The sequence below is a fragment of the Sphingosinicella soli genome (genome assembly GCF_014199685.1).
GTDB lineage: Bacteria > Pseudomonadota > Alphaproteobacteria > Sphingomonadales > Sphingomonadaceae > Sphingosinicella > Sphingosinicella soli.
Genome location: NZ_JACHNZ010000026.1, coordinates 1 through 19034, shown reverse-complemented (window position 1 = coordinate 19034; position 19034 = coordinate 1). Strand labels below are relative to the sequence as shown.

13 protein-coding genes and 1 pseudogene are annotated in these 19034 nt (G+C 65.3%); 10 read left to right on the top strand and 4 right to left on the bottom strand.

What is annotated here, in order from left to right:
- Window positions 1–9 precede the first annotated feature (9 nt).
- Together GGQ98_RS11595 and GGQ98_RS11590 are read right to left on the bottom strand one after the other, a co-directional pair.
- Window positions 10–630 (bottom strand): 50S ribosomal protein L25/general stress protein Ctc, encoded by a 621-nt coding sequence (locus tag GGQ98_RS11595; protein ID WP_184069654.1) that lies wholly within the window; start codon window positions 628–630, stop codon window positions 10–12.
- A gap of 109 nt (window positions 631–739) precedes the next feature.
- Window positions 740–1576: a TraB/GumN family protein gene (locus GGQ98_RS11590; RefSeq protein WP_184069652.1), complete on the bottom strand. Its 837-nt coding sequence runs from the start codon at window positions 1574–1576 to the stop codon at window positions 740–742.
- 287 nt (window positions 1577–1863) lie between these two features.
- On the opposite strand from GGQ98_RS11590, the gene GGQ98_RS11585 reads away from it, so the two are divergent.
- Complete coding sequence (locus GGQ98_RS11585) at window positions 1864–2658, top strand: PEP-CTERM sorting domain-containing protein (RefSeq protein WP_207791374.1); 795 nt, start codon at window positions 1864–1866, stop codon at window positions 2656–2658.
- A 49-nt stretch (window positions 2659–2707) separates the two neighbouring features.
- Here GGQ98_RS11585 and GGQ98_RS11580 read toward each other — a convergent pair whose 3' ends face one another.
- Entirely contained in the window at window positions 2708–4222 is a 1515-nt protein-coding gene (locus GGQ98_RS11580; RefSeq protein WP_184069650.1) for an AMP-binding protein, read from the bottom strand.
- 237 nt (window positions 4223–4459) lie between these two features.
- Between GGQ98_RS11580 and GGQ98_RS11575 the strand changes: the two genes are divergently transcribed.
- The 6 genes from GGQ98_RS11575 to GGQ98_RS11550 are packed head-to-tail and all read left to right on the top strand — an operon-like array spanning window position 4460 to window position 14641.
- Window positions 4460–7582, top strand: a complete 3123-nt coding sequence (locus GGQ98_RS11575; RefSeq protein WP_184069648.1) for an autotransporter outer membrane beta-barrel domain-containing protein — start codon at window positions 4460–4462, stop codon at window positions 7580–7582.
- The gene (locus tag GGQ98_RS11570; RefSeq protein ID WP_184069646.1) at window positions 7548–8528 is read left to right on the top strand and encodes a glycine--tRNA ligase subunit alpha; all 981 of its coding nucleotides are present in this window, start codon (window positions 7548–7550) and stop codon (window positions 8526–8528) included. The genes GGQ98_RS11575 and GGQ98_RS11570 overlap by 35 nt, the downstream gene beginning before the upstream one ends.
- Window positions 8528–10813 (top strand): glycine--tRNA ligase subunit beta, encoded by a 2286-nt coding sequence (gene glyS, locus GGQ98_RS11565; RefSeq protein WP_184069736.1) that lies wholly within the window; start codon window positions 8528–8530, stop codon window positions 10811–10813. Before GGQ98_RS11570 ends, glyS begins: the two co-directional genes overlap by 1 nt.
- Before the next feature lie 49 nt (window positions 10814–10862).
- The gene (ppdK, locus tag GGQ98_RS11560; RefSeq protein ID WP_184069644.1) at window positions 10863–13529 is read left to right on the top strand and encodes a pyruvate, phosphate dikinase; all 2667 of its coding nucleotides are present in this window, start codon (window positions 10863–10865) and stop codon (window positions 13527–13529) included.
- Between the two features lie 30 nt (window positions 13530–13559).
- Window positions 13560–14147: a DUF1214 domain-containing protein gene (locus GGQ98_RS11555; protein ID WP_184069642.1), complete on the top strand. Its 588-nt coding sequence runs from the start codon at window positions 13560–13562 to the stop codon at window positions 14145–14147.
- Window positions 14144–14641 carry a DUF1254 domain-containing protein gene (locus GGQ98_RS11550; RefSeq protein ID WP_184069640.1) on the top strand — a complete coding sequence of 166 codons (498 nt, stop codon included), beginning with the start codon at window positions 14144–14146 and terminating at the stop codon, window positions 14639–14641. The genes GGQ98_RS11555 and GGQ98_RS11550 overlap by 4 nt, the downstream gene beginning before the upstream one ends.
- Before the next feature lies 1 nt (window position 14642).
- Here GGQ98_RS11550 and GGQ98_RS11545 read toward each other — a convergent pair whose 3' ends face one another.
- On the bottom strand, window positions 14643–16970 hold the full coding sequence (locus GGQ98_RS11545) for a transketolase (RefSeq protein ID WP_184069638.1): 2328 nt from the start codon (window positions 16968–16970) through the stop codon (window positions 14643–14645).
- Window positions 16971–17100: 130 nt separating this feature from the next.
- Between GGQ98_RS11545 and GGQ98_RS11540 the strand changes: the two genes are divergently transcribed.
- The 3 genes and pseudogenes from GGQ98_RS11540 (at window position 17101) to GGQ98_RS11535 (ending at window position 18935) form a co-directional block, all read left to right on the top strand.
- A complete protein-coding gene (locus GGQ98_RS11540; protein ID WP_184069636.1) occupies window positions 17101–17565 on the top strand; it encodes an Lrp/AsnC family transcriptional regulator in 465 nt (154 codons plus the stop codon).
- A gap of 270 nt (window positions 17566–17835) precedes the next feature.
- Window positions 17836–18030, top strand: a pseudogene (locus GGQ98_RS18940) (ParA family protein); the annotation flags it as partial.
- Window positions 18031–18107: 77 nt separating this feature from the next.
- Window positions 18108–18935: a P-loop NTPase family protein gene (locus GGQ98_RS11535; protein WP_243451845.1), complete on the top strand. Its 828-nt coding sequence runs from the start codon at window positions 18108–18110 to the stop codon at window positions 18933–18935.
- Window positions 18936–19034 lie beyond the last annotated feature (99 nt).

Sequence of the window (19034 nt, the reverse complement as noted above, 5' to 3'; positions counted from 1 at the left end):
GTTCTAAGGTCAGGCCGCGGCGTCTTCGGCGGTTGCCGCTTCGTTGTCTTCGGTCGAGCGCAGCGCAGACGGTGCGACGATCGTTGCGACGGTGAAGTCGCGGTCGTCGATCACGGTCTTGGCGCCGGCCGGCAGCGTGAACGCCGAGATGTGGATCGATTCGCCCACGTCGAGGCCTTTGAGCGAGGCGACGAGATCGTCGGGGATCGCGTCGGCACGGCAGATCAGCTCGACTTCATGGCGCACGATGTTGAGCACCGCGCCGCGCTTGATGCCGGGCGATTCTTCTTCGTCGGTGAAGCGCACCGGAACCGCGACCGTGACGGTCGCATTCTTCGACAGGCGAAGGAAATCGACGTGGATCGGGCGGTCGGTGACGGGGTGGAACTGCACGTCGCGGGGCAGCGTGCGTTCGGACTTTCCGCCGACCTCGACCTCGACGACCGAGTTCAGGAAGTGCCCGGTCTGCAGCATCTTGACGAGGGCCTTCGCCTCGACATGCACCTGCACGGGTTCCTTGTTGTTGCCGTAAATCACGGCGGGTACGCGGCCTTCGCGACGGATTGCACGGGAGGCTCCCTTGCCAGCCCGGTCGCGCGCTTCAGCCGCGAGCTTCAGCGCTTCACTCATTTGTATCTCTCCATGTGTTCAATCCCTTGCGGCCGCCTCCAGGGATGACCAGCCGCTCGGGAAGCGGTGCCCGTACACGCCGAAGCCCGGAAAAGCAAGGGATTCGGCGCTAGTTGAGCCGCTCGACCTTCAGCCCTTTGGCCTCCAGCATGGACTGCACGCTGTCCTTGCCCGCAAGGTGCCCGGTGCCGACGGCGACGAACACGGTGCCGGGTGTCGATTCGAGCCGCTTTTCGATCCAGTTGGACCAGTTGAGATTGCGGTCCGTGAGCAGGCGCTTGGCAAGGCCGGGCGAATCGCGCGTGTCGTCTTCCAGCAGTTCGGCGACCCCGTCGACGTCGCCCGTCAGCCAGCTGTTGACCGCGCTTTTGATGACGCGGTCGATCTCTTCGATGTCGTCGAGCGAGTTGACGAGGAGCGTGCGCTGCTCCGCCTCGGGCAGCGTATCGAAGAAGCCGAGCTGCTCGGTCATCGTCTCCAGCGCCTCGATGCGTTTGCGCTGCGCGGCGGCGCGCGTGGAAAGCCGATATTCGACGCCGCCTTCGATGCCGTAGCCGAGCTTCTGGATACGCGCGGTGGAAAGCGACATCGTGGCGAGCCAGGTTTCCATCGCATCGAGCGCCTGCGGCGGTACGCCCGCGTGCGTGATCGCCGCGGCAAGCTCGTCGCGGTCGTCCTCCGGCACGCGCTCGGCGAGCGGCGGCAGGCCGGGCGTGTAGCCCATTTCCATGATGATCGGCGTTGTCACCTTCGGGTCGGTGGTGCCGAGCACTTCGAGCACGAGCGTGTCGGAGGCGTCGAACGCCTTGGCGATCACGGGCTTCAGCCAGTCCGTGCCGTCGGGAAGCATGTGGATCGTGCCGAACAGATAGATGGTGGTGTCGTCGTCCTTCACCCGCCACAGTCCCGGACCGTTTCCGTTGCTTGCGGCGGCGGCTGCAGCCACCGGTGCGCTCGCGGTTTCGTTTTGAGCCTGCGACGTTTCACCGTTGCAGGCCATGAGGAAGAGGGCGCCGAGCGCCGTGAACAATCTGGCTAGCATATTGGGTACATAGGGGTGCGCCCCGCGCATAACCAGCGGTGTCGGGATTCTTTACAAATCGAAATCCTGGCTTCGTTGCGGAATTGGATTTTCATATTGAAAATTCGCCAAATTCCCTGAACTGGCATCGATCCTGCAGCGCGAGAGCGGCGCGCGTGCTGGTTCGCGGGTAAACTGTAAGGGGACGTAAGATGCGTTTTGGAATTTTGGCAGGGGCCGCCTTGCTCGCGGCGTCACCGGCGATGGCCGCGCCGGTCGATCTGACAGGCTGGCAGGCCGACGTGCAGGACGATGCGCCCGGCAACTCCAACTGGATCGTGCAGCCCGGCAACGATGCGGTTTTGCAGACCGTCAACGGACTGCCCACGATCTTCTTCCAGGACGGCGCGAATGCTCAGGGCCTGGCGCTTTCCGGGACGATCACGGTCACGACCACGGGCGATGACGACTATGTCGGCTTCGTGCTGGGCTACAGCGACGGCGAGATCAATTCGTCGAGCGCCGATTTCATGCTGATCGACTGGAAGCAGTTCGACCAGTTCTCCGGCAATCAGGCCTATGAAGGCCTTTCGATCTCGCATGTGTCGGGCAACGCCGCTGCGGCTTCGGAATATGATTTCTGGGGACACGTCGGCGTCGTGAACGAGCTGAAACGCGCGACCACGCTCGGATCGACGGGCTGGGACGACAACACCGAATACACGTTCGACCTGATCTTCCTGCCCGACCTCATCCAGGTGAAGGTGGACGGCAATATCGAGATCAGCCTGACCGCTGCGGAAGCGGGTCTGGCGTCCTTCGACAACGGCTCCTTCGGTTTCTACAACTACAGCCAGAGCATGGTGCTCTATGCGGGCATTACGGAAGATGTCGCGCCGGACCCCGATCCCGAACCGCCGGTGATCGACGTGCCGGAACCGGGCATGCTCGGGCTGCTGGGTGTCGGCCTCGTGGGTGTGGGCATGCTGCGTCGTCGCCGGAAATAGCGACACGCGAACATGTGAAGAGAGGGGCGTCCTTGCGGGCGCCCCTTTTCTATTGCGCTTGCCGGTAACGGTCTTTCAGCAGGCGCTTGTACAGCTTGCCGGTGTCGTGGCGCGGCAGTGCCGGGTCGAAATCGATGGAGCGCGGGCATTTCACGTGGCTCAGCTGCGCGCGCGCGAAGGCGATCAGTTCCGCCTCCAGCGCCGGGCCCGCGTCCGCCCAGTCGCGCGGCTGGACGACGGCCTTCACCTCCTCGCCCATCTCCTCGTGGGGGATGCCGAACACCGCGACATCCGCAACCTTGGGGTGCATGACGAGCACGTTCTCGGCCTCCTGCGGATAGACGTTCACACCGCCGGTGATGATCATGTAGGCGGCGCGGTCGGTCAGGAACAGATAGCCGTCCTCGTCGACATAGCCGATGTCGCCGAAGGTGGCGCCGTGATCGGGATGCTGGGCGTCCTTCGTCTTCTCGGGGTCGTTGTGATAGCTGAACCCGCCGCCGCCCGCGAAATAGATGCGGCCCTCGCGGCCCGGCGGCAGCGGCTGGTCGTCCGCATCGAGGATGCGGATCTCTCCCAGAAGCGAGCGGCCCACCGTGCCGGGCTTCTTCAGCCACTCCTGCGGGCCGACCGCGCAGAACCCGGTGCCTTCGGTGGAGGCATAATATTCGTGGATGGTTTCGCCCCACCAGTCGATCATCCGGCGCTTGACCTCCACCGGGCAGGGCGCGGCGGCATGGATCGCCACCTTCAGGCTTGAAAGATCGCAGCGCGCGCGGATGTCGTCGGGCAGCTTCAGCATGCGCACGAACATCGTCGGCACAAGCTGCGTGTGCGTGATACGATACTGCGCGACGAGCGCGAGATAACGCTCCGGCTCGAACGTCTTCATCACCACCAGCGTCCCGCCCGATCGGTGCACCGCCATCGAATAGCGCAGCGGCGCGGCGTGATAGAGCGGCGCGGGCGAAAGGTAGATCATGGTCTCGCCGAAGCCGTAGAGCGCCTTCGTCAGCATGAAGAGGGGGGTCGCCTCGTCGATCGGGCCCTGGGGCAGCGGCCCGGTGACGCCCTTGGGGCGACCCGTCGTGCCGGACGAATACAGCATGTCGCGGCCCTGCGATTCGTCGCTGATCCGCGTCTCCGGCAGCGCCGCGACGGCGGGCCCGAAATCCGCGAACCCCGCGATTGCGCCGCCCACGGCAAAGCGCGGCCCCGGCACCTCCAGCCGGGCCGCGACGTCGGCGAGGCCGGGGCTTGCAAACAGCATCTTCGCGCCGGAATCCGATAGGATGTACTGCGCTTCGCTCAGCCCCAGCTTGGTCGACATGGCGGTGAAAACGATGCCGGAGCGCTGCGCCCCCCAGCAGATCGGAATGAACTCCAGGCTGTTTTCCATCATCAGCGCGATCACGTCGCCGCGTTTCAGCCCGTGCGCGCGGATCAGCTGCGCGACCCGGTTCGAAAGCGCCTCGAGCGCCCGGTAGGTCAGCGTTTCCCCGGTTTCGGCGATGATGATCGCGGGCTTGTCGGGGGTCTTCTCGGCAAAAACATGTGGATGCATGGCGGTTCTGGTCCTCCCGCGCCGAAGCTATCAAAACCTGTTGCACAAAGACACGCTGGCGGCTTCGTCAGGTAGGCGGGCAGGGGCCGGACCATTGACGACGGCAGGGCTTGGCACTATCGGCCATTAGCGTTCCAAAAGCGCCGGGCAGGCGGTGTTGTGCGGCGTTCCGTCCGGCCCGAATGGGGGTGGCCCGATGGTATGCACAGCGCCGTCGGCAGTATCTGAAAGGGCCCCATGAGCACGTTTCGCAGCACCTTCCGCGCCACGCCTTTCATTGCCGGCGTTTCCCTGATCGCGCTTGCCGCCGGACCCGCAGCGGCTGCAGACCTTACCGTCACGGGCACGCGCAACACGCCGATCGTCACGTCGAACGCTAGCAGCGGCCCCGGCAATGTCATCGTCGACGGCACGGTCGAGGTGCCGAGCGGCACGGCGATCACGGTCGATTCGAGCCACAGCGTGACGGTGAACGCGAGCCGGACGGTCGCGGTGGAGGCGCTGTCGAACAGCACGGGCATCGCCGTCGTCGCACCCGGCGGCGGGCTTTCGGGCACGATCACCAACAACGGTGCGATCACGATCGCGGCCGTTGAAGAGGATGAAACGCCCGGCAGCAACAATGTCGGCCTGCTGATCGGCGGGGCGGGCACGTTCACCGGCAATGTCGTCAGCGGCAGCGGCAGCACGATCACCGTCAGCGGCACCGATTCCCAGGGCGTTTCAGTCACCTCTCGGCTCGACGGCGACCTCGATCTGAACGGCGTTTCGGTCACGGGCGCGCGCTCGACCGCGGTTTCGATTTCCGGCGAAGTAACCGGCGACGTCACGCTGACGGGCGGCGTGTCCGCCACCGGCGCGGACGGCAGCGGGCTTGCCGTGTCCGGCATCGTCGGCGGCGGTATCGCGAATACCGGCACCATCGGCACCGGGCAGGCGCAAACCACCGATTCGGAAGGCGATGTTGTCCCGGCGGTGGCAGGCAAGGCCAGCGTTCTCATCTCGGGCAGCGTCGGCGGCGGCTTCGTCAACGATCGCTATTATGTCGATGAAGACGGCGATCGCGTCGCTCCGGCCGATGTCGACACCGCCGTGCATACGCTGGTCGCGGGCAACATCACCGCGCTCGGCGGCGCGCCTGCGATCCTCGTGTCCCCCGGCGCGACCGGCACGGCGAACACCGTCGTCGGCAATGTCGGCACGGGCGCGGACGCCTACGGCATCATCAACCGCTCGTCGATCACGGTCAGCGGCAGCACGGCGGGCCGCGAGACCGATGCGATCCGCGTCACGGGCGGCAACGGCTTCACGGCAAGCGTCGGCGGCGGCATCAGCAACCAGGCGGGCGCGGGCATCACCGCCTCGGCGATCGACGCGGCGGCAAGCGGCATCCGCGTCGGCGACGGCGGCATCGCGCCGGAAATCGTGAACGGCGGGCGCATCACCGTGCGCGGCAGCCGCACCGCGAACAGCGACGGCACATTCGGCGCGGGCGGCAATGCCTACGGCATCCGCCTCGATTCCGGCGCGTCGGTCAGTTCGGTGACGAACAGCGGCACCATCCAGGCGTCCTCGAACGGCGACAACCGCACGGCGTACGGCATCTATTCGGCGGCGGGCATCTCCTCGATCACCAACAGCGGCACGATCCAGGCCGTCGCGGGCAGCGGCGAGAATGTTTCGGCCTATGCGATCGACACCTCGGCAAGCGCGGTGGGGGTCACGGTGAACAATTCCGGCACGATCCAGGGCGCGGTGCGCCTCGGCGCGGGCAGCGACACGATGAACGTCTCGGGCGGCACGATCACCGGGGCGATCAGCTTCGGCGGTGGCGCGAATGCGCTCAACATCAGCGGCGGTACGGTGTCCGGCGGGCTCTCGGCGACCGGCGGCACGCTCGCGCTCGGCATGACCGGCGGCACGCTCGATCTCTCCAGCCAGGACGGGCTTTCGCTCCAGAGCCTGAACGCTTCGGGCGCATCGCGGATCATTCTCGATGTTGGCACCGATTTCACCGGGCTCGACGTCGCGGGCGCGGCGAATTTCACGGGCACGAGCACGATCGAGCTGAACATCACCGATCTTCTGGCCGGTGAACGGACGATCAATGTCGTGACGGCCGGCGGCGGCATCACCACCGATCATCCCGATACGATCCTCACGGCCGACAGCGTGCCCTATATCTACGCCGTCGACGACGTGACCGTCGGCGCCAACGCGATCAGCCTCGATCTGCGGCGCAAGGCGGGCAGCGAGCTGGGGCTCGGCGCCGAATACAGCAAGATCTACGAAGCCTCGATCGGCGCGCTCGCCTCGGAGCAGGCGCTGACCACCGCGGTCAACAACCTGCGCGACGAAGCCTCGGTGCAGGCCGCCGTGCGCCAGCTGACGCCCACGACGTTCGGCAGCGCGGCGGCGCGCGTGCTGATCGCCAATCAGGACGCCGGTTTCGGCGTGCTCGGCCACCGCATGCAGACGATCCGCCAGTCGTTCCAAGGCGGCGGTGTCGATGCGGTGGAGCGCGCGCGCTTCGGCGTGTGGATCCAGCAGACCGGCAACTTCTTCAGCAAGAAGGACCGCGAGAGCGATCCGGGCTTCGACGGCAATTCCTACGGCCTCACGGCGGGCGGCGACTATCTGATCGGCGAGCGCGCGGCGCTGGGCGGCGGGCTCAGCTTCATTTCCAGCGAAGTGAAGCCGGACGGGCTCTCCGACAGTCCGCTCGTCGTCAAGAATCTGCAGGGCGATATCTACACGACGATCAAGTTCGGCCGCCTGTTCGTGGATGCGACCGCCGGCTATGCGATGAACGACTATCGCAGCCGCCGCGTCATCAATTTCGGCGGGCTGGACCGCGAGGCGGGGGCGAAGTTCTCGGGCTCGCAGATTTCGGGCAACCTCACCGTCGGCTACGAAATGCCGCTCGGCGGGCGCCTGCGCGTCACGCCAAGCAACAACATCAATGTCCTGAAGGTGAAGCAGGACGGTTACACCGAAGACGGCGCCGATGCGCTCAATCTGGATATCGAGAGCGTGTCGTTCGATCTGGTGCGCGGCACCTCGAAGCTGGCGCTCGGCTACGGCATCCCGCTCGGCGACGGCGAGCTGTGGCTGGAGATGCGCGGCGCGTACATCTACCGCCTCGCGGGTGACACGACGATCGCCACCGAGGGGCAGTTCCTGGCGACCGGCACGGCGTTCTACCTCGAATCGAAGTCCTCGCTCGACAGCGGCTGGCGCGCGGGTGCAAGTGCGAACTACGTCGGGGGGCGCACGGCGCTCGGTGTCAACTACGACCGCGAGGGCGGCTCAGGTTACGCCAACGATGCGCTCACCATGTCGCTGGCCATGCACTTCTGAAGACCGTGATGCTTGCCGGAACGGCCCGCGCCGGTTAGACGCGACCCGACTTTTTTGCACCTGCGAAGGGCGGACGCGCGTGGCACTCAGTTTTCAGGACATCATCCTTACGCTTCAGCGTTTTTGGGGTGATCGGGGCTGTGTGATCCTGCAGCCCTACGACATGGAAATGGGTGCGGGCACGTTTCATCCCGCCACCACGCTGCGCGCGCTCGGGCCCGATGCGTGGAACGCCGCCTATGTGCAGCCATCGCGCCGCCCCACCGACGGCCGCTACGGCGAGAACCCGAACCGCTTGCAGCACTACTACCAGTTCCAGGTGATCCTGAAGCCGAGCCCGGCGGACATTCAGGATGCCTATCTCGACAGTCTGCGCGCCATCGGCGTCGACCTCGCCAAGCACGACATCCGCTTCGTGGAGGACGATTGGGAAAGCCCGACGCTCGGTGCGTGGGGCCTCGGCTGGGAAGTCTGGTGCGACGGCATGGAGGTGACGCAGTTCACTTACTTCCAGCAGGTCGGCGGGTTTGACTGCAAGCCCGTGGCGGGCGAGATCACCTACGGGCTCGAACGCCTCGCCATGTACATTCAGGGCGTCGACAACGTCTACGATCTCGCCTTCAACGATGCCGGCGTCACCTACGGCGATGTGTTCCTCGCCAACGAGAAGCAGCAGAGCGCCTACAACTTCGAACATGCCGATACCGATGCGCTGCTGCGCCAGTTCAAGGACGCGCAGGGCATGTGCCGGACGCTGCTGGATAACGATCTGCCGCTCCCCGCCTACGAACAGGCGATTAAGGCGAGCCACATCTTCAACCTGCTGAATGCGCGCGGCGTCATCTCCGTGGCCGAGCGCCAGGCCTACATCGGCCGCGTCCGCGATCTCGCCAAGGGCGCGTGCGAAAGCTGGATGAAGACAAATAACTGGCTGGAGACGGCATGATGGCCGACTTCCTGCTCGAACTGTTCAGCGAGGAAATCCCCGCGCGCATGCAGCGGCAGGCCGCCGCTGATCTTGCGCGGCTGTTTGCCGCCGAAATCGCGGGCGCGGGGCTGAAGGCAGAGGGCATCGAAACCTTCGTCACGCCGCGCCGCCTCGCGCTCATCGCGCGCGGGCTCCCCGCCGAGACCGATGCCGTCTCCGAAGAGCTGAAAGGCCCGCGCACCTCCGCGCCGCCGCAGGCGCTCGAAGGTTTCCTGCGCAAAACGGGCCTGACGCGCGAGCAGCTTGAAGAGCGCGGCGACGTGTTTTTCGCCGTCATCGCCAAGCCCGGCCGCAAGACGGCGGACGTGCTCGCCGAGGCCGTGCCCGCCGTCGTCCGCGCGTTCCCGTGGCCCAAATCGATGCGCTGGGGCGCGGCGAGCCTTTCCACCGAATCGCTGCGCTGGGTGCGGCCCTTGAAGGGCATCGTCGCGCTCTTCGGCGGCGAGGTCGTGCCGCTGGAAATCGCGGGCGTTGCGTCGGGCCGCACGACGCTCGGCCACCGCTTCCTGTCGTCGGGCGCGATCGAGATCGCGGATGCGGACGATTACGCCGCAAAGCTGCGCGCCGCGCATGTGATCGTCTCGTCGGAAGAGCGCGCCGAAATCATCGCGCAGGGCGCCAGGCGCCTCGCGGCGGACGCGGGCCTCGCGCTCGTCGAAGACGCCGCGCTCGCGGAGGAGAATGCGGGCCTCACCGAATGGCCGGTGCCGCTGCTCGGCCACTTCGATCCCGCGTTCCTCGACGTGCCGCCCGAGGTGATCCAGCTCACCGCCGCGAAGAACCAGAAGTATTTCGTCTGCCGCGACACGGGCGGCAAGCTCGCTCCCGCGTTCGTCTGCACCGCGAACATCGTCGCGAGCGACGGCGGCGCGTCGATCGTCGCGGGCAACCGGAAAGTGCTCGCCGCGCGGCTTTCCGATGCGCGCTTCTTCTGGGAGCAGGACAAGAAAAAATCGCTGGAGAGCCACGCGGAGAAGCTCTCCGAGATCGTGTTCCACGAAAAGCTGGGCACGGTGGCGGACAAGGTGGACCGCGTGGCGAAGCTCGCGCGCTGGCTCGTCGAAGAGGGCATCGTTTCCGCCTCCCCCCTCCCCTTCAGGGGAGGGGCCGGGGGTGGGGCAGCGCCTCAAACGCCATCGTCGACGAACCCGTCCACGCCCCACCCCAACCCCTCCCCTGAAGGGGAGGGGCAGACCCGCTCATCACTGGCCGATCTCGCCGAGCAGGCCGCGCGTCTCTGCAAGGCCGACCTCACCACCGGCATGGTCGGCGAGTTTCCCGAACTGCAGGGCCTGATGGGCGGCTACTACGCCCGCGAAGAGGGTCTGGACCCCCAAATCGCCGCCGCCATCCGCGACCACTACAAGCCGGTCGGGCAGGGCGACGAGGTGCCCACTGCGCCGGTAACGGTGGCGGTGAGCTTGGCGGACAAGCTGGATACGTTGCTGGCGTTCTTCGACATCGGAGAACTGCCAACGGGTTCTAAAGACCCGTTCGCATTGAGACGTGCTGCGCTGGCCATTATCAATCTCGTATTGAACAATAATCTCAGAATACTGACTGATGCGCCGATTGAGTTTTGGTTGGGTCAAAGCGATCCGTCGCAAAAGCTCTCAGACCCCCAGATTGAGCGCCGAAAGTTGATAACAATCGCACTCGATTTTCTCCTTGAACGCCTCGCAGTTCAGCAACGAGAGAAAGGTGTCAGACATGATTTCGTTCAAGCGTCGCGTCGGTGGGAAGCCCGCGACGATGGACGATTGGATCGTGTGGCTGCACGCGCGAATGCTTTGTCAGCGTTTCTTGGCGCCGATGACGGCGCCAATCTCCTCGCGGGATACAAGCGTGCTGCCAACATTCTGAAGGCCGAGGCGAAGAAGGGTTCGCTCCCCGTCACCCCGGCGCAGGCCGGGGCCCATGGGGCCGTGGGCATGGATTCCGGCCTTCGCCGGAAGGACGAGGGGGGCGCGGACGCGCCCGCCTACCCGCCCGAACCCGCCGAAGCCGCGCTCATCGCAGCGCTCGCCGCCGCCGCGCCGAAGGCGGAGGCCGCTGTCGCCGACGAGGATTTCGAAGGCGCGATGGCGGCGCTTGCGCTGCTGCGCGCGCCGATCGACGCGTTTTTCGAAACCGTCACCGTCAACGATGCCGATCCCGCCCGGCGCGCGTTTCGTCTCGCGCTGCTTGAGCGGGTGCGCGCTGCGGTGCACCGGGTTGCCGATTTCTCAAGGATTGAGGGGTAGCGGCAGGCACTTCTTCTCCTGCCGACGATAAACAAGGAAGCGAGCGATCATGACGCAGTGGGTTTACAGGTTCGGCGGCGGCGTTTCCGATGGCGGAAAGGGCGACAAGAATCTGCTGGGCGGCAAGGGCGCGAATCTCGACGGCATGGCCTCGATCGGCCTGCCGGTGCCGCCGGGCTTCACCATCTCCACGCCGATGTGCGCGCATTATTACGAGGCGGGCGAGAACTTCCCCGACAGCCTGCGCGAACAGGTCGCGAGCGGCCTCGCGCATATCGAGGGCATCACCGGCAAGCGCTTCGGCGATCCCGGCGATCCGCTGCTCGTCTCGGTGCGCTCGGGCGCGCGCGTTTCGATGCCGGGCATGATGGATACCGTGCTCAATCTCGGCCTCAACGACACCACCGTCGAAGGGCTGGCCGCGTCGTCGGGCGACGCCCGTTTCGCGTGGGACAGCTATCGCCGGTTCGTGCAGATGTATTCGGATGTCGTGCTCGGCATCGATCACTACATCTTCGAAGACGCGCTGGAGATCGCCAAGGAAGACAAAGGCGTCAGCCTTGATACCGATCTGGATGCGGAAGACTGGCGCACGCTCGTCGGCGTCTACAAGGCGAAGGTGGAAGAGGCGCTGGGCAAGCCCTTCCCGCAGGATCCGATGGAGCAGCTCTGGGGCGCCGTCGCCGCCGTGTTCGGCTCGTGGCAGTCGGAGCGCGCGAAGGTCTATCGCCGCCTGAACGATATCCCGGCGGACTGGGGCACGGCGGTGAACGTGCAGGCGATGGTGTTCGGCAATATGGGCGACACCTCGGCGACCGGCGTGGCGTTCACCCGCGACCCCGCCATCGGCACGCGCGCCTACTACGGCGAATATCTCATCAACGCGCAGGGCGAGGATGTCGTCGCGGGCATCCGCACGCCGCAGTATCTGACGAAAGCCGCGCGCGAGGCGGCGGGCGCGCGGGCGGCATCGATGGAAGAGGCGATGCCCGAGACGTTCACCGAACTCGCGAACGTCTTCGATCTGCTCGAAACGCACTACCGCGACATGCAGGATATCGAGTTCACCGTGGAGCGCGGCAAGCTGTGGATGCTGCAGACGCGCAGCGGCAAGCGCACCGCGAAGGCGGCGCTGAAGATCGCCGTCGACATGGCCGAGGAAGGCCTCATCACGCAGGAAGAAGCCATCCTGCGCGTCGAGCCCGGCGCGCTCGATCAGCTGCTGCACCCGACGCTCGATCCTTCGGCGGTGCGCGACGTGGTGACGACCGGCCTCCCGGCGAGCCCCGGCGCGGCGTCGGGCATCATGGCGTTCGATGCCGACGAGGCGGAGCGTCTGGCCGCGCTCGGCGAGGATGTCATCCTCGTGCGCGTCGAAACCTCGCCTGAAGACATTCACGGCATGCACGCGGCGCGCGGCATCCTGACGGCGCGCGGCGGCATGACCAGCCACGCGGCGGTGGTCGCGCGCGGCATGGGGCGGCCCTGCGTTTCGGGCGCGGGCGCGCTCAGCATCGATATGGAATCGCGCGTCATGCGTGTGGGCGGGCGCAGCTTCAACGAAGGCGATACGCTCACCATCGACGGCGGCACCGGCGAGGTGATGGCGGGCAAGGTCGCCACGATCCAGCCGCAGCTCGCGGGCGATTTCGGCACGCTGATGGTGTGGGCCGACAAGGGCCGCCGCATGAAGGTGCGCACCAACGCCGAAACCCCCGCCGACTGCGCCGTGGCGCGCGAATTCGGCGCGGAGGGCATCGGGCTGTGCCGCACCGAGCACATGTTCTTCGATCCCGCGCGCATCACCGCCGTGCGTCAGATGATCCTGTCGGAAAACGAAAAGGGTCGCCGCGCCGCGCTCGAACGGCTGCTCCCCGAGCAACGCAGCGACTTCATCGAGATCTTCCGCATCATGGCGGGGCTCCCCGTCACGATCCGCCTGCTCGATCCGCCGCTGCACGAATTCCTGCCGCACCGCGAGGAAGATTATCAGGAGGTCGCGCAGGCCTCCGGCGTCTCCATCGACGTGCTCAAGCGCCGCGTTTCGGAGCTTCACGAGTTCAACCCGATGCTCGGCCATCGCGGCTGCCGTCTCGGCATCACCTACCCGGAAATCTACGAGATGCAGGCGCGCGCCATCATCGAGGCGGCGCTCACCGTCGCCGGTGAGACGGGCGAAGCGGTCGTGCCGGAAATCATGATCCCGCTCGTGATGACGACGCGCGAGTTCGAGCTGATGAAGGCTGTGGTCGACAAGGCTGCCGAGGCCGTTTTCGCAGCGGGTGGCAAGCGGCTCGACTATCTCGTCGGCACGATGATCGAGCTGCCGCGCGCGGCGCTGATGGCGGGCGAGATTGCGCAGCAGGCCGAGTTCTTCTCGTTCGGCACCAACGATCTCACGCAGACCACGCTCGGCATCAGCCGCGACGATGCGGGCAAGTTCCTCTCCACCTATGTGGACAAGGGCGTGCTGCCCAAGGATCCGTTCGTCAGCATCGATATCGACGGCGTCGGGCAGCTTGTCAGCATGGCCGCCGAGCGCGGCCGCGCGGCGCGCGACGGGCTCAAGCTCGGCATCTGCGGCGAGCATGGCGGCGATCCGGCGTCGATCCACTTCTGCGAAAAGGTCGGGCTCGATTACGTCAGCTGCTCGCCCTACCGCGTGCCGATCGCACGCCTCGCGGCGGCGCAGGCGGCGCTCCGGGCCAGCAAATAAGCCAGTTTCGGCGTCGCCCCGCCGCGTGTCATGCTGCGCGGCATGATGGGGCAGGGCAGATGGCTTCTGGCAGGTGTCGCGGGGGTCGCGCTTGGCCTCGGCGGCGCGTGGCTTTCCGTGCGCGGCGGGCTCGGCAGCGGGGCCGCGAAATCGGGCCCGTGGGAAACCTCCGCCTTCACCGGCTCCGCCGACGCTGATCTGCGCACGCGCGCGGGCGTCGCCGTCGCCGGGCTGCTCGCGCTCTCCGCGAAGGAAGCGGTCTACTTCAACGCCGGGGAAGACAGCGCGGGCGCACCGCTCGACGGGCGCTGCCGCTACCGCGTGAGCGGGGCGGATCCGCAGGCGCGCTGGTGGAGCGTCACGCTTTACGGCGCCGATCATTTCCTCGTGGCGAACGCGGAGCGGCGCTTCAGCTTCCACATGCGCAATGTGCCGCGCGCGGGTCCGGACGCGTTCGCGTTCGATGTCGCGCCGACGGGCGCGGGAGCGGGCTGGCTGCCGACCGGCGGGCAGGCGCACTTCGCGCTCACGCTGCGCGCGTACAACCCCGATCCCGCGATCATCGGCCGCCCGGACCGCGCGAACCTGCCGAAAATCGAGAAGGTCGCGTGCGCATGAGATGGCTCGGTCCGCTCGCGCTCGCCGCGCTCGTCGCCATGAGTACTTATGTGGCGGCGCTTTGGGCAGCGCCCCCTGTCATCATGGCGAAGGCGATGGACAGGCTCGGCGCGGGCGGCATCAACACGATGCAGCATCAGGGGCTTCCCGGCGCGCAAAGCCGCCAGATCGTGCGCCCCAGCCCCGATCTTGCCTACAGCCTCTGCGTGTTCGATCTGGCGAAGGGGCAGGTGGCGATCGATGCGTTCGTGCCGCCCCGGCGCTACTGGTCGCTTTCCGTGTTCGATGCGAACACCGACAACATCCTCTCGGTGAACGACCGCGCCGTGCAGGGCGGGCGCCATGCGCTCGTGCTGTCGAAAGACGGCGCGGGCGGTTCGCTCGCGGTGCCGGGCGGCAAGGGCATCGCGCTCATCCGCATCCTCGTCACCAGCCCGCGCGATCTCGCCGCGATCGATGCGCTGCGCCGCCGCAGCACCTGCGCGCCCGCCTGATTCAGAGAAACAGTTCCGCCGCCGCCTCCACGATCGCGTCCGCATCCAGGCGGTGGATGCGATACGTATCGGCAAGGTTGCCGGTCTGCCCGAAGCGATCGACGCCGAGCGGGCTGACGCGGTGGCCGCGCACGCCGCCGAGCCACGACAGCGCCGCCGGAGACCCGTCGAGCACCGTCACCAGCCCCGCGTTCGGCGCCAGCGCGGCGAGCAGCGTTTCGATGTGCGACGTCTCTTTCGCGCGCCCCTGCCAGCGCGCCGCGCGCGCCGCGCTCCAGTCGCGGTGCAGCAGCGTCGGGGATGTCACGGCGAGCAGCCCGAGCCCCGGCAGGTCCGCTTCCAGCAATTCCCACGCCGCGATCGCATCGGGCATCACCGCGCCCATCGCCACGACCGCCGCCTCGCTGCCCTCGGCGGGCGCGCGCAGCCAGTATGCGCCCTTCAGCGCGTCGGCCTGCCACGCATCGTCCTCGCGCCGCGCCTGCAGGATGGTGCGCGTCGTCAGGCGGAAATAGATCGATCCGCCGTCCGCCGCCTGCATGTGGCGGAAACCGTGTTCCATCATCAGCGCCAGCTCGTCGGCAAACGCGGGTTCGTAGTGCGTCAGCCCCGGCTGGCCCATCGCGATCAGCGGCGGGTTGATCGATTGGTGCGCCCCGCCTTCGGCCCCCAGCGTCACGCCCGACGGCGTCGCGACCAGCATGAAGCGCGCGTCCTGATAGCAGGCGTAGTTCAGCGCATCGAGCCCGCGCGCGATGAAGGGGTCGTACACCGTGCCCACCGGCATCAGCTGCTCCCCGAACAGATCGCCCGCAAGCCCGAGCGCGGCGAGCACGAGGAACAGGTTGTTCTCCGCGATGCCCAGTTCGATATGCTGCCCGGCGGGCGCGCCGGACCATTTCTGCGCGGAAGGGATCTTCGCCTTCTGGAACACGTCGGCGAGATCCTGCCGCCGGAACAGCCCGCGCTGGTTCACCCATCCGCCGAGGTTCGTGGAGACCGTCACGTCGGGTGACGTCGTCACGATCCGCGCGGCAAGCGGGTGCCCGGATTTGGAAAGCTCGAACAGGATCTTCCCGAACGCCGCCTGCGTCGATTGCTCCGCCTCGCGCGGCGCCTCCAGCGTCGGCACGGGCACCGAATCGATCGGCCGCGCGTCCTTGCTCTGCCGGATCGGCGCGGCCTCCAGCATCGCCTTCGCCGCTGCGGCAGCATTGCCGCCGAGCCCCGCCCAAGGTTCCCACTCCTCGCCCTCCGCGATGCCGAGGCGGCTGCGCAGTTCGGCGATCTGCCCCGGCGTCATCAGCCCGGAATGGTTGTCCTTGTGCCCAGCGAGCGGCAGGCCGTAGCCCTTGATCGTGTAGGCGATGAAAATCGTCGGCCGGTCGTCCTGCGCCCCGTCGAACGCGTCCGTCAGCGTTTCGAGGCAATGCCCGCCCAGGTTCGTCATCAGCTCGGCAAGGCCCGCGTCGTCGCGCCTGGAAAGCAGCGCCTTCACGCCGCGCACGCTGCCGATGTCCGCCTCCAGCCGCGCGCGCCACGCCGCCCCGCCCTGATAGGTGAGCGCGGCATATTCGGCGTTGGGGCAATTGTCGATCCAGTCCGCGAGCGCCTGCCCGCCCGGCTCCTTGAAGGCCGCGCGCTGGTGCCGCCCGTGCTTCAGCGTGATGACGCGCCAGCCGCAGGTTTCGAAGATGTCGTCGAAGCGGCGGAACATGCGGTCGGCGGTGGTCGCATCGAGCGACTGGCGGTTGTAGTCCACGATCCACCAGCAGTTGCGGATGTCGTGCTTGTACGCTTCGATCAGGCATTCATAAATATTGCCCTCGTCGAGTTCCGCGTCGCCCATCAGCGCGATCATGCGGCCCGTGTCGGCCTCCGCCATCAGCCCGTGCGCGACCATATAGTCCTGCACCAGGCTGGCGAACGCGGTGATCGCAACGCCGAGCCCCACCGATCCGGTCGAGAAATCCACCGGGATCACGTCCTTGGTGCGCGAAGGGTAGGATTGCACGCCGCCGAGCCCGCGAAACGCCTTCAATTTGTCGAGGCTTTCGTTCCCCAGCATGTAGTGGATCGCGTGGAGCAGCGGCCCGGCGTGCGGCTTCACCGCCACGCGGTCGTTGGGCCCCAGCGCATGGAAATACAGCGCCGCCATGATCGCGCTCATCGAAGCGCAGCTCGCCTGATGCCCGCCCACCTTGATGCCGTCCACGTTCTCGCGGATGTGGTTGGCGTTGTGGATCGTCCACGCGGCGAGCCAGCGCAGCCGCGCCTCCAGGTCTTCGAGCGTGCTCACCGTATCGGGGCTGGAAACCGTCACCGTCATCTTGTCGCTCCGCGCACTGTGCCGGCTATCCGTATATTACGCCGAAGGCCGCGCGGTCCTTGCGAAATGGGCTCGACAGGCGGCCTGTTTTGGCAGAAACGAATGCCCGAAACCGTCAGGAAGAAATTTTATGCCAACCCCGCCGCTCGACGCGCTTGATGTCAAAATCCTCGAATGCCTGCAGGCAGACGGGCGCATCACCAATCAGGAGCTTTCGGAGAAGGTCGGCCTGTCGCCGAGCCCGTGCCTGCGCCGCGTGCGCCAGCTGGAGGCGGCGGGCATCATCACCGGCTATGTCGCGCTGGTCAGCCCCGATCATGTCGGCCTCACGATCAGCGCCTTCGTGCGCGTGCGGCTGAACCAGCAGGACGAAAAACACCTCGCCATCTTCGAAACCGCCGTCGCCGATTTCCCGGAGGTGATGGAATGCTACCTGATGACCGGCGAAGCCGACTACCAGCTCCGCGTCCTCGTCCCCTCGCTCTCGGATTTCGAGGACGTGCTGCGGCGGCTCACGCGTATCGAGGGGGTGGCGCAGGTGACGACGAGTTTTGCGCTGCGGCCGATTGTGTACAAGACGGCGGTGCCGGTTTGAGGGGACTTTTAACGAAACAAAAAAGCCCTTCACGCTCGTCCATTGACGAGCGTTTAAGCTTTTTTGCGATCCAGTTGCGGACGCGCCTTTGGCAGATATGAGTCCAGAAGGCCGTTTGTAATCGTTCAGCAACACGTGAATGACGCTATTCTCTTTGTATTGGGGGTGTAGCCGAAGCCGACGTGATAAAATTGCGTTCTATCTGCTTAGCTTGGGGATGTGCATGCCCCGAGCGCTCGAAAAGAATTTTTACCACTAACATGCACGCCTATGGCAAGGATGTTTAACACAGCGAAGTTCAAGGGGCACGGCATGTCGGTTTATGCACTCTGGAATAACAAAGGAGGGGTCGGGAAGAGTTACCTGACATTCCAAGTCGCGTCTGAGTACGCAAGGACGCACCGCGACCAAAAGGTTTTAGTTATCGACCTGTGCCCGCAATCCAACTCATCATGCATGCTTCTGGGGGGTATAGAGCGTGGCGAAGCAGCGTTAGAAGGCCTGTCTGGGGCGACTCCCCCCCCGCACGATATCCGGATACATTGCCGATCGAATTGTCAGCCCATACTTGGACACACACTGGTGCGAACTATCTCACCCACGTCAAGACTATCAACCCCTACATACCGGGGAACCTCTATCTTATCTGCGGCGATGAAGATCTTGAGTTACAGTCATCTAGTATTCAACTGGCCTGCACTGCAGGTCCGGGAAACTCTTGGCAAATAGTTCACACATGGATCCGAAATCTCACAGAAGATGTTCGAAAATCTTGGAACCAAGATAGTATTACAGTTTTCATTGACTGTAATCCGAGTTTTACCGTTTATACCGAGTTAGCCCTATCTGCCGCCGATCGATTAATAATTCCATTCTCCGCTGATGGATCATCAAAAAGGGCTGTGCGATCAGTTTTGTCTCTCGTGTATGGCATCTCTCGCCGTCCTGGTCAGGTGCAATCGTTATTCTATCGTAATATCCAGCAGTTTCGGATGGCGCTTCCGCAGATATACTCCTACGTTGGAAATCGATTAACCCAGATGAACAACAGTTCTGCAAGTGCTTTCAAAAATGTTGTTCTTGAGATTTTTTCAGAGGTTTATCGAGTCTATCAAGCCAATCCTGGTCTCTTCGCAATACACCCAGGGACTGCTCAAGCACCTGTAAATCGCCAAACTTTTCGGGCAATGTTTGAGGAGCAAATAAATGATGCGAACACCGCATCTGTTGTATCTGGTGCAATAGGCATTCCTATCTGCAACCTTAAGGCGGGTCCGAAAATGTTTGCAGGACGGAGTCAAGTTGTGAATCAATCTCAACTTGAGAAGCAACAACCTAATATCCGTGACTTTGTAGCTACAATTGAATAAGTGTGTGACGTGACCCCCTGATTTTCCTCCACGCGTGATTAGAGTCCGGCCCTGATGGAAGGACGGACGATGAAGCGACTGAGGTTTACGGAAGAGCAG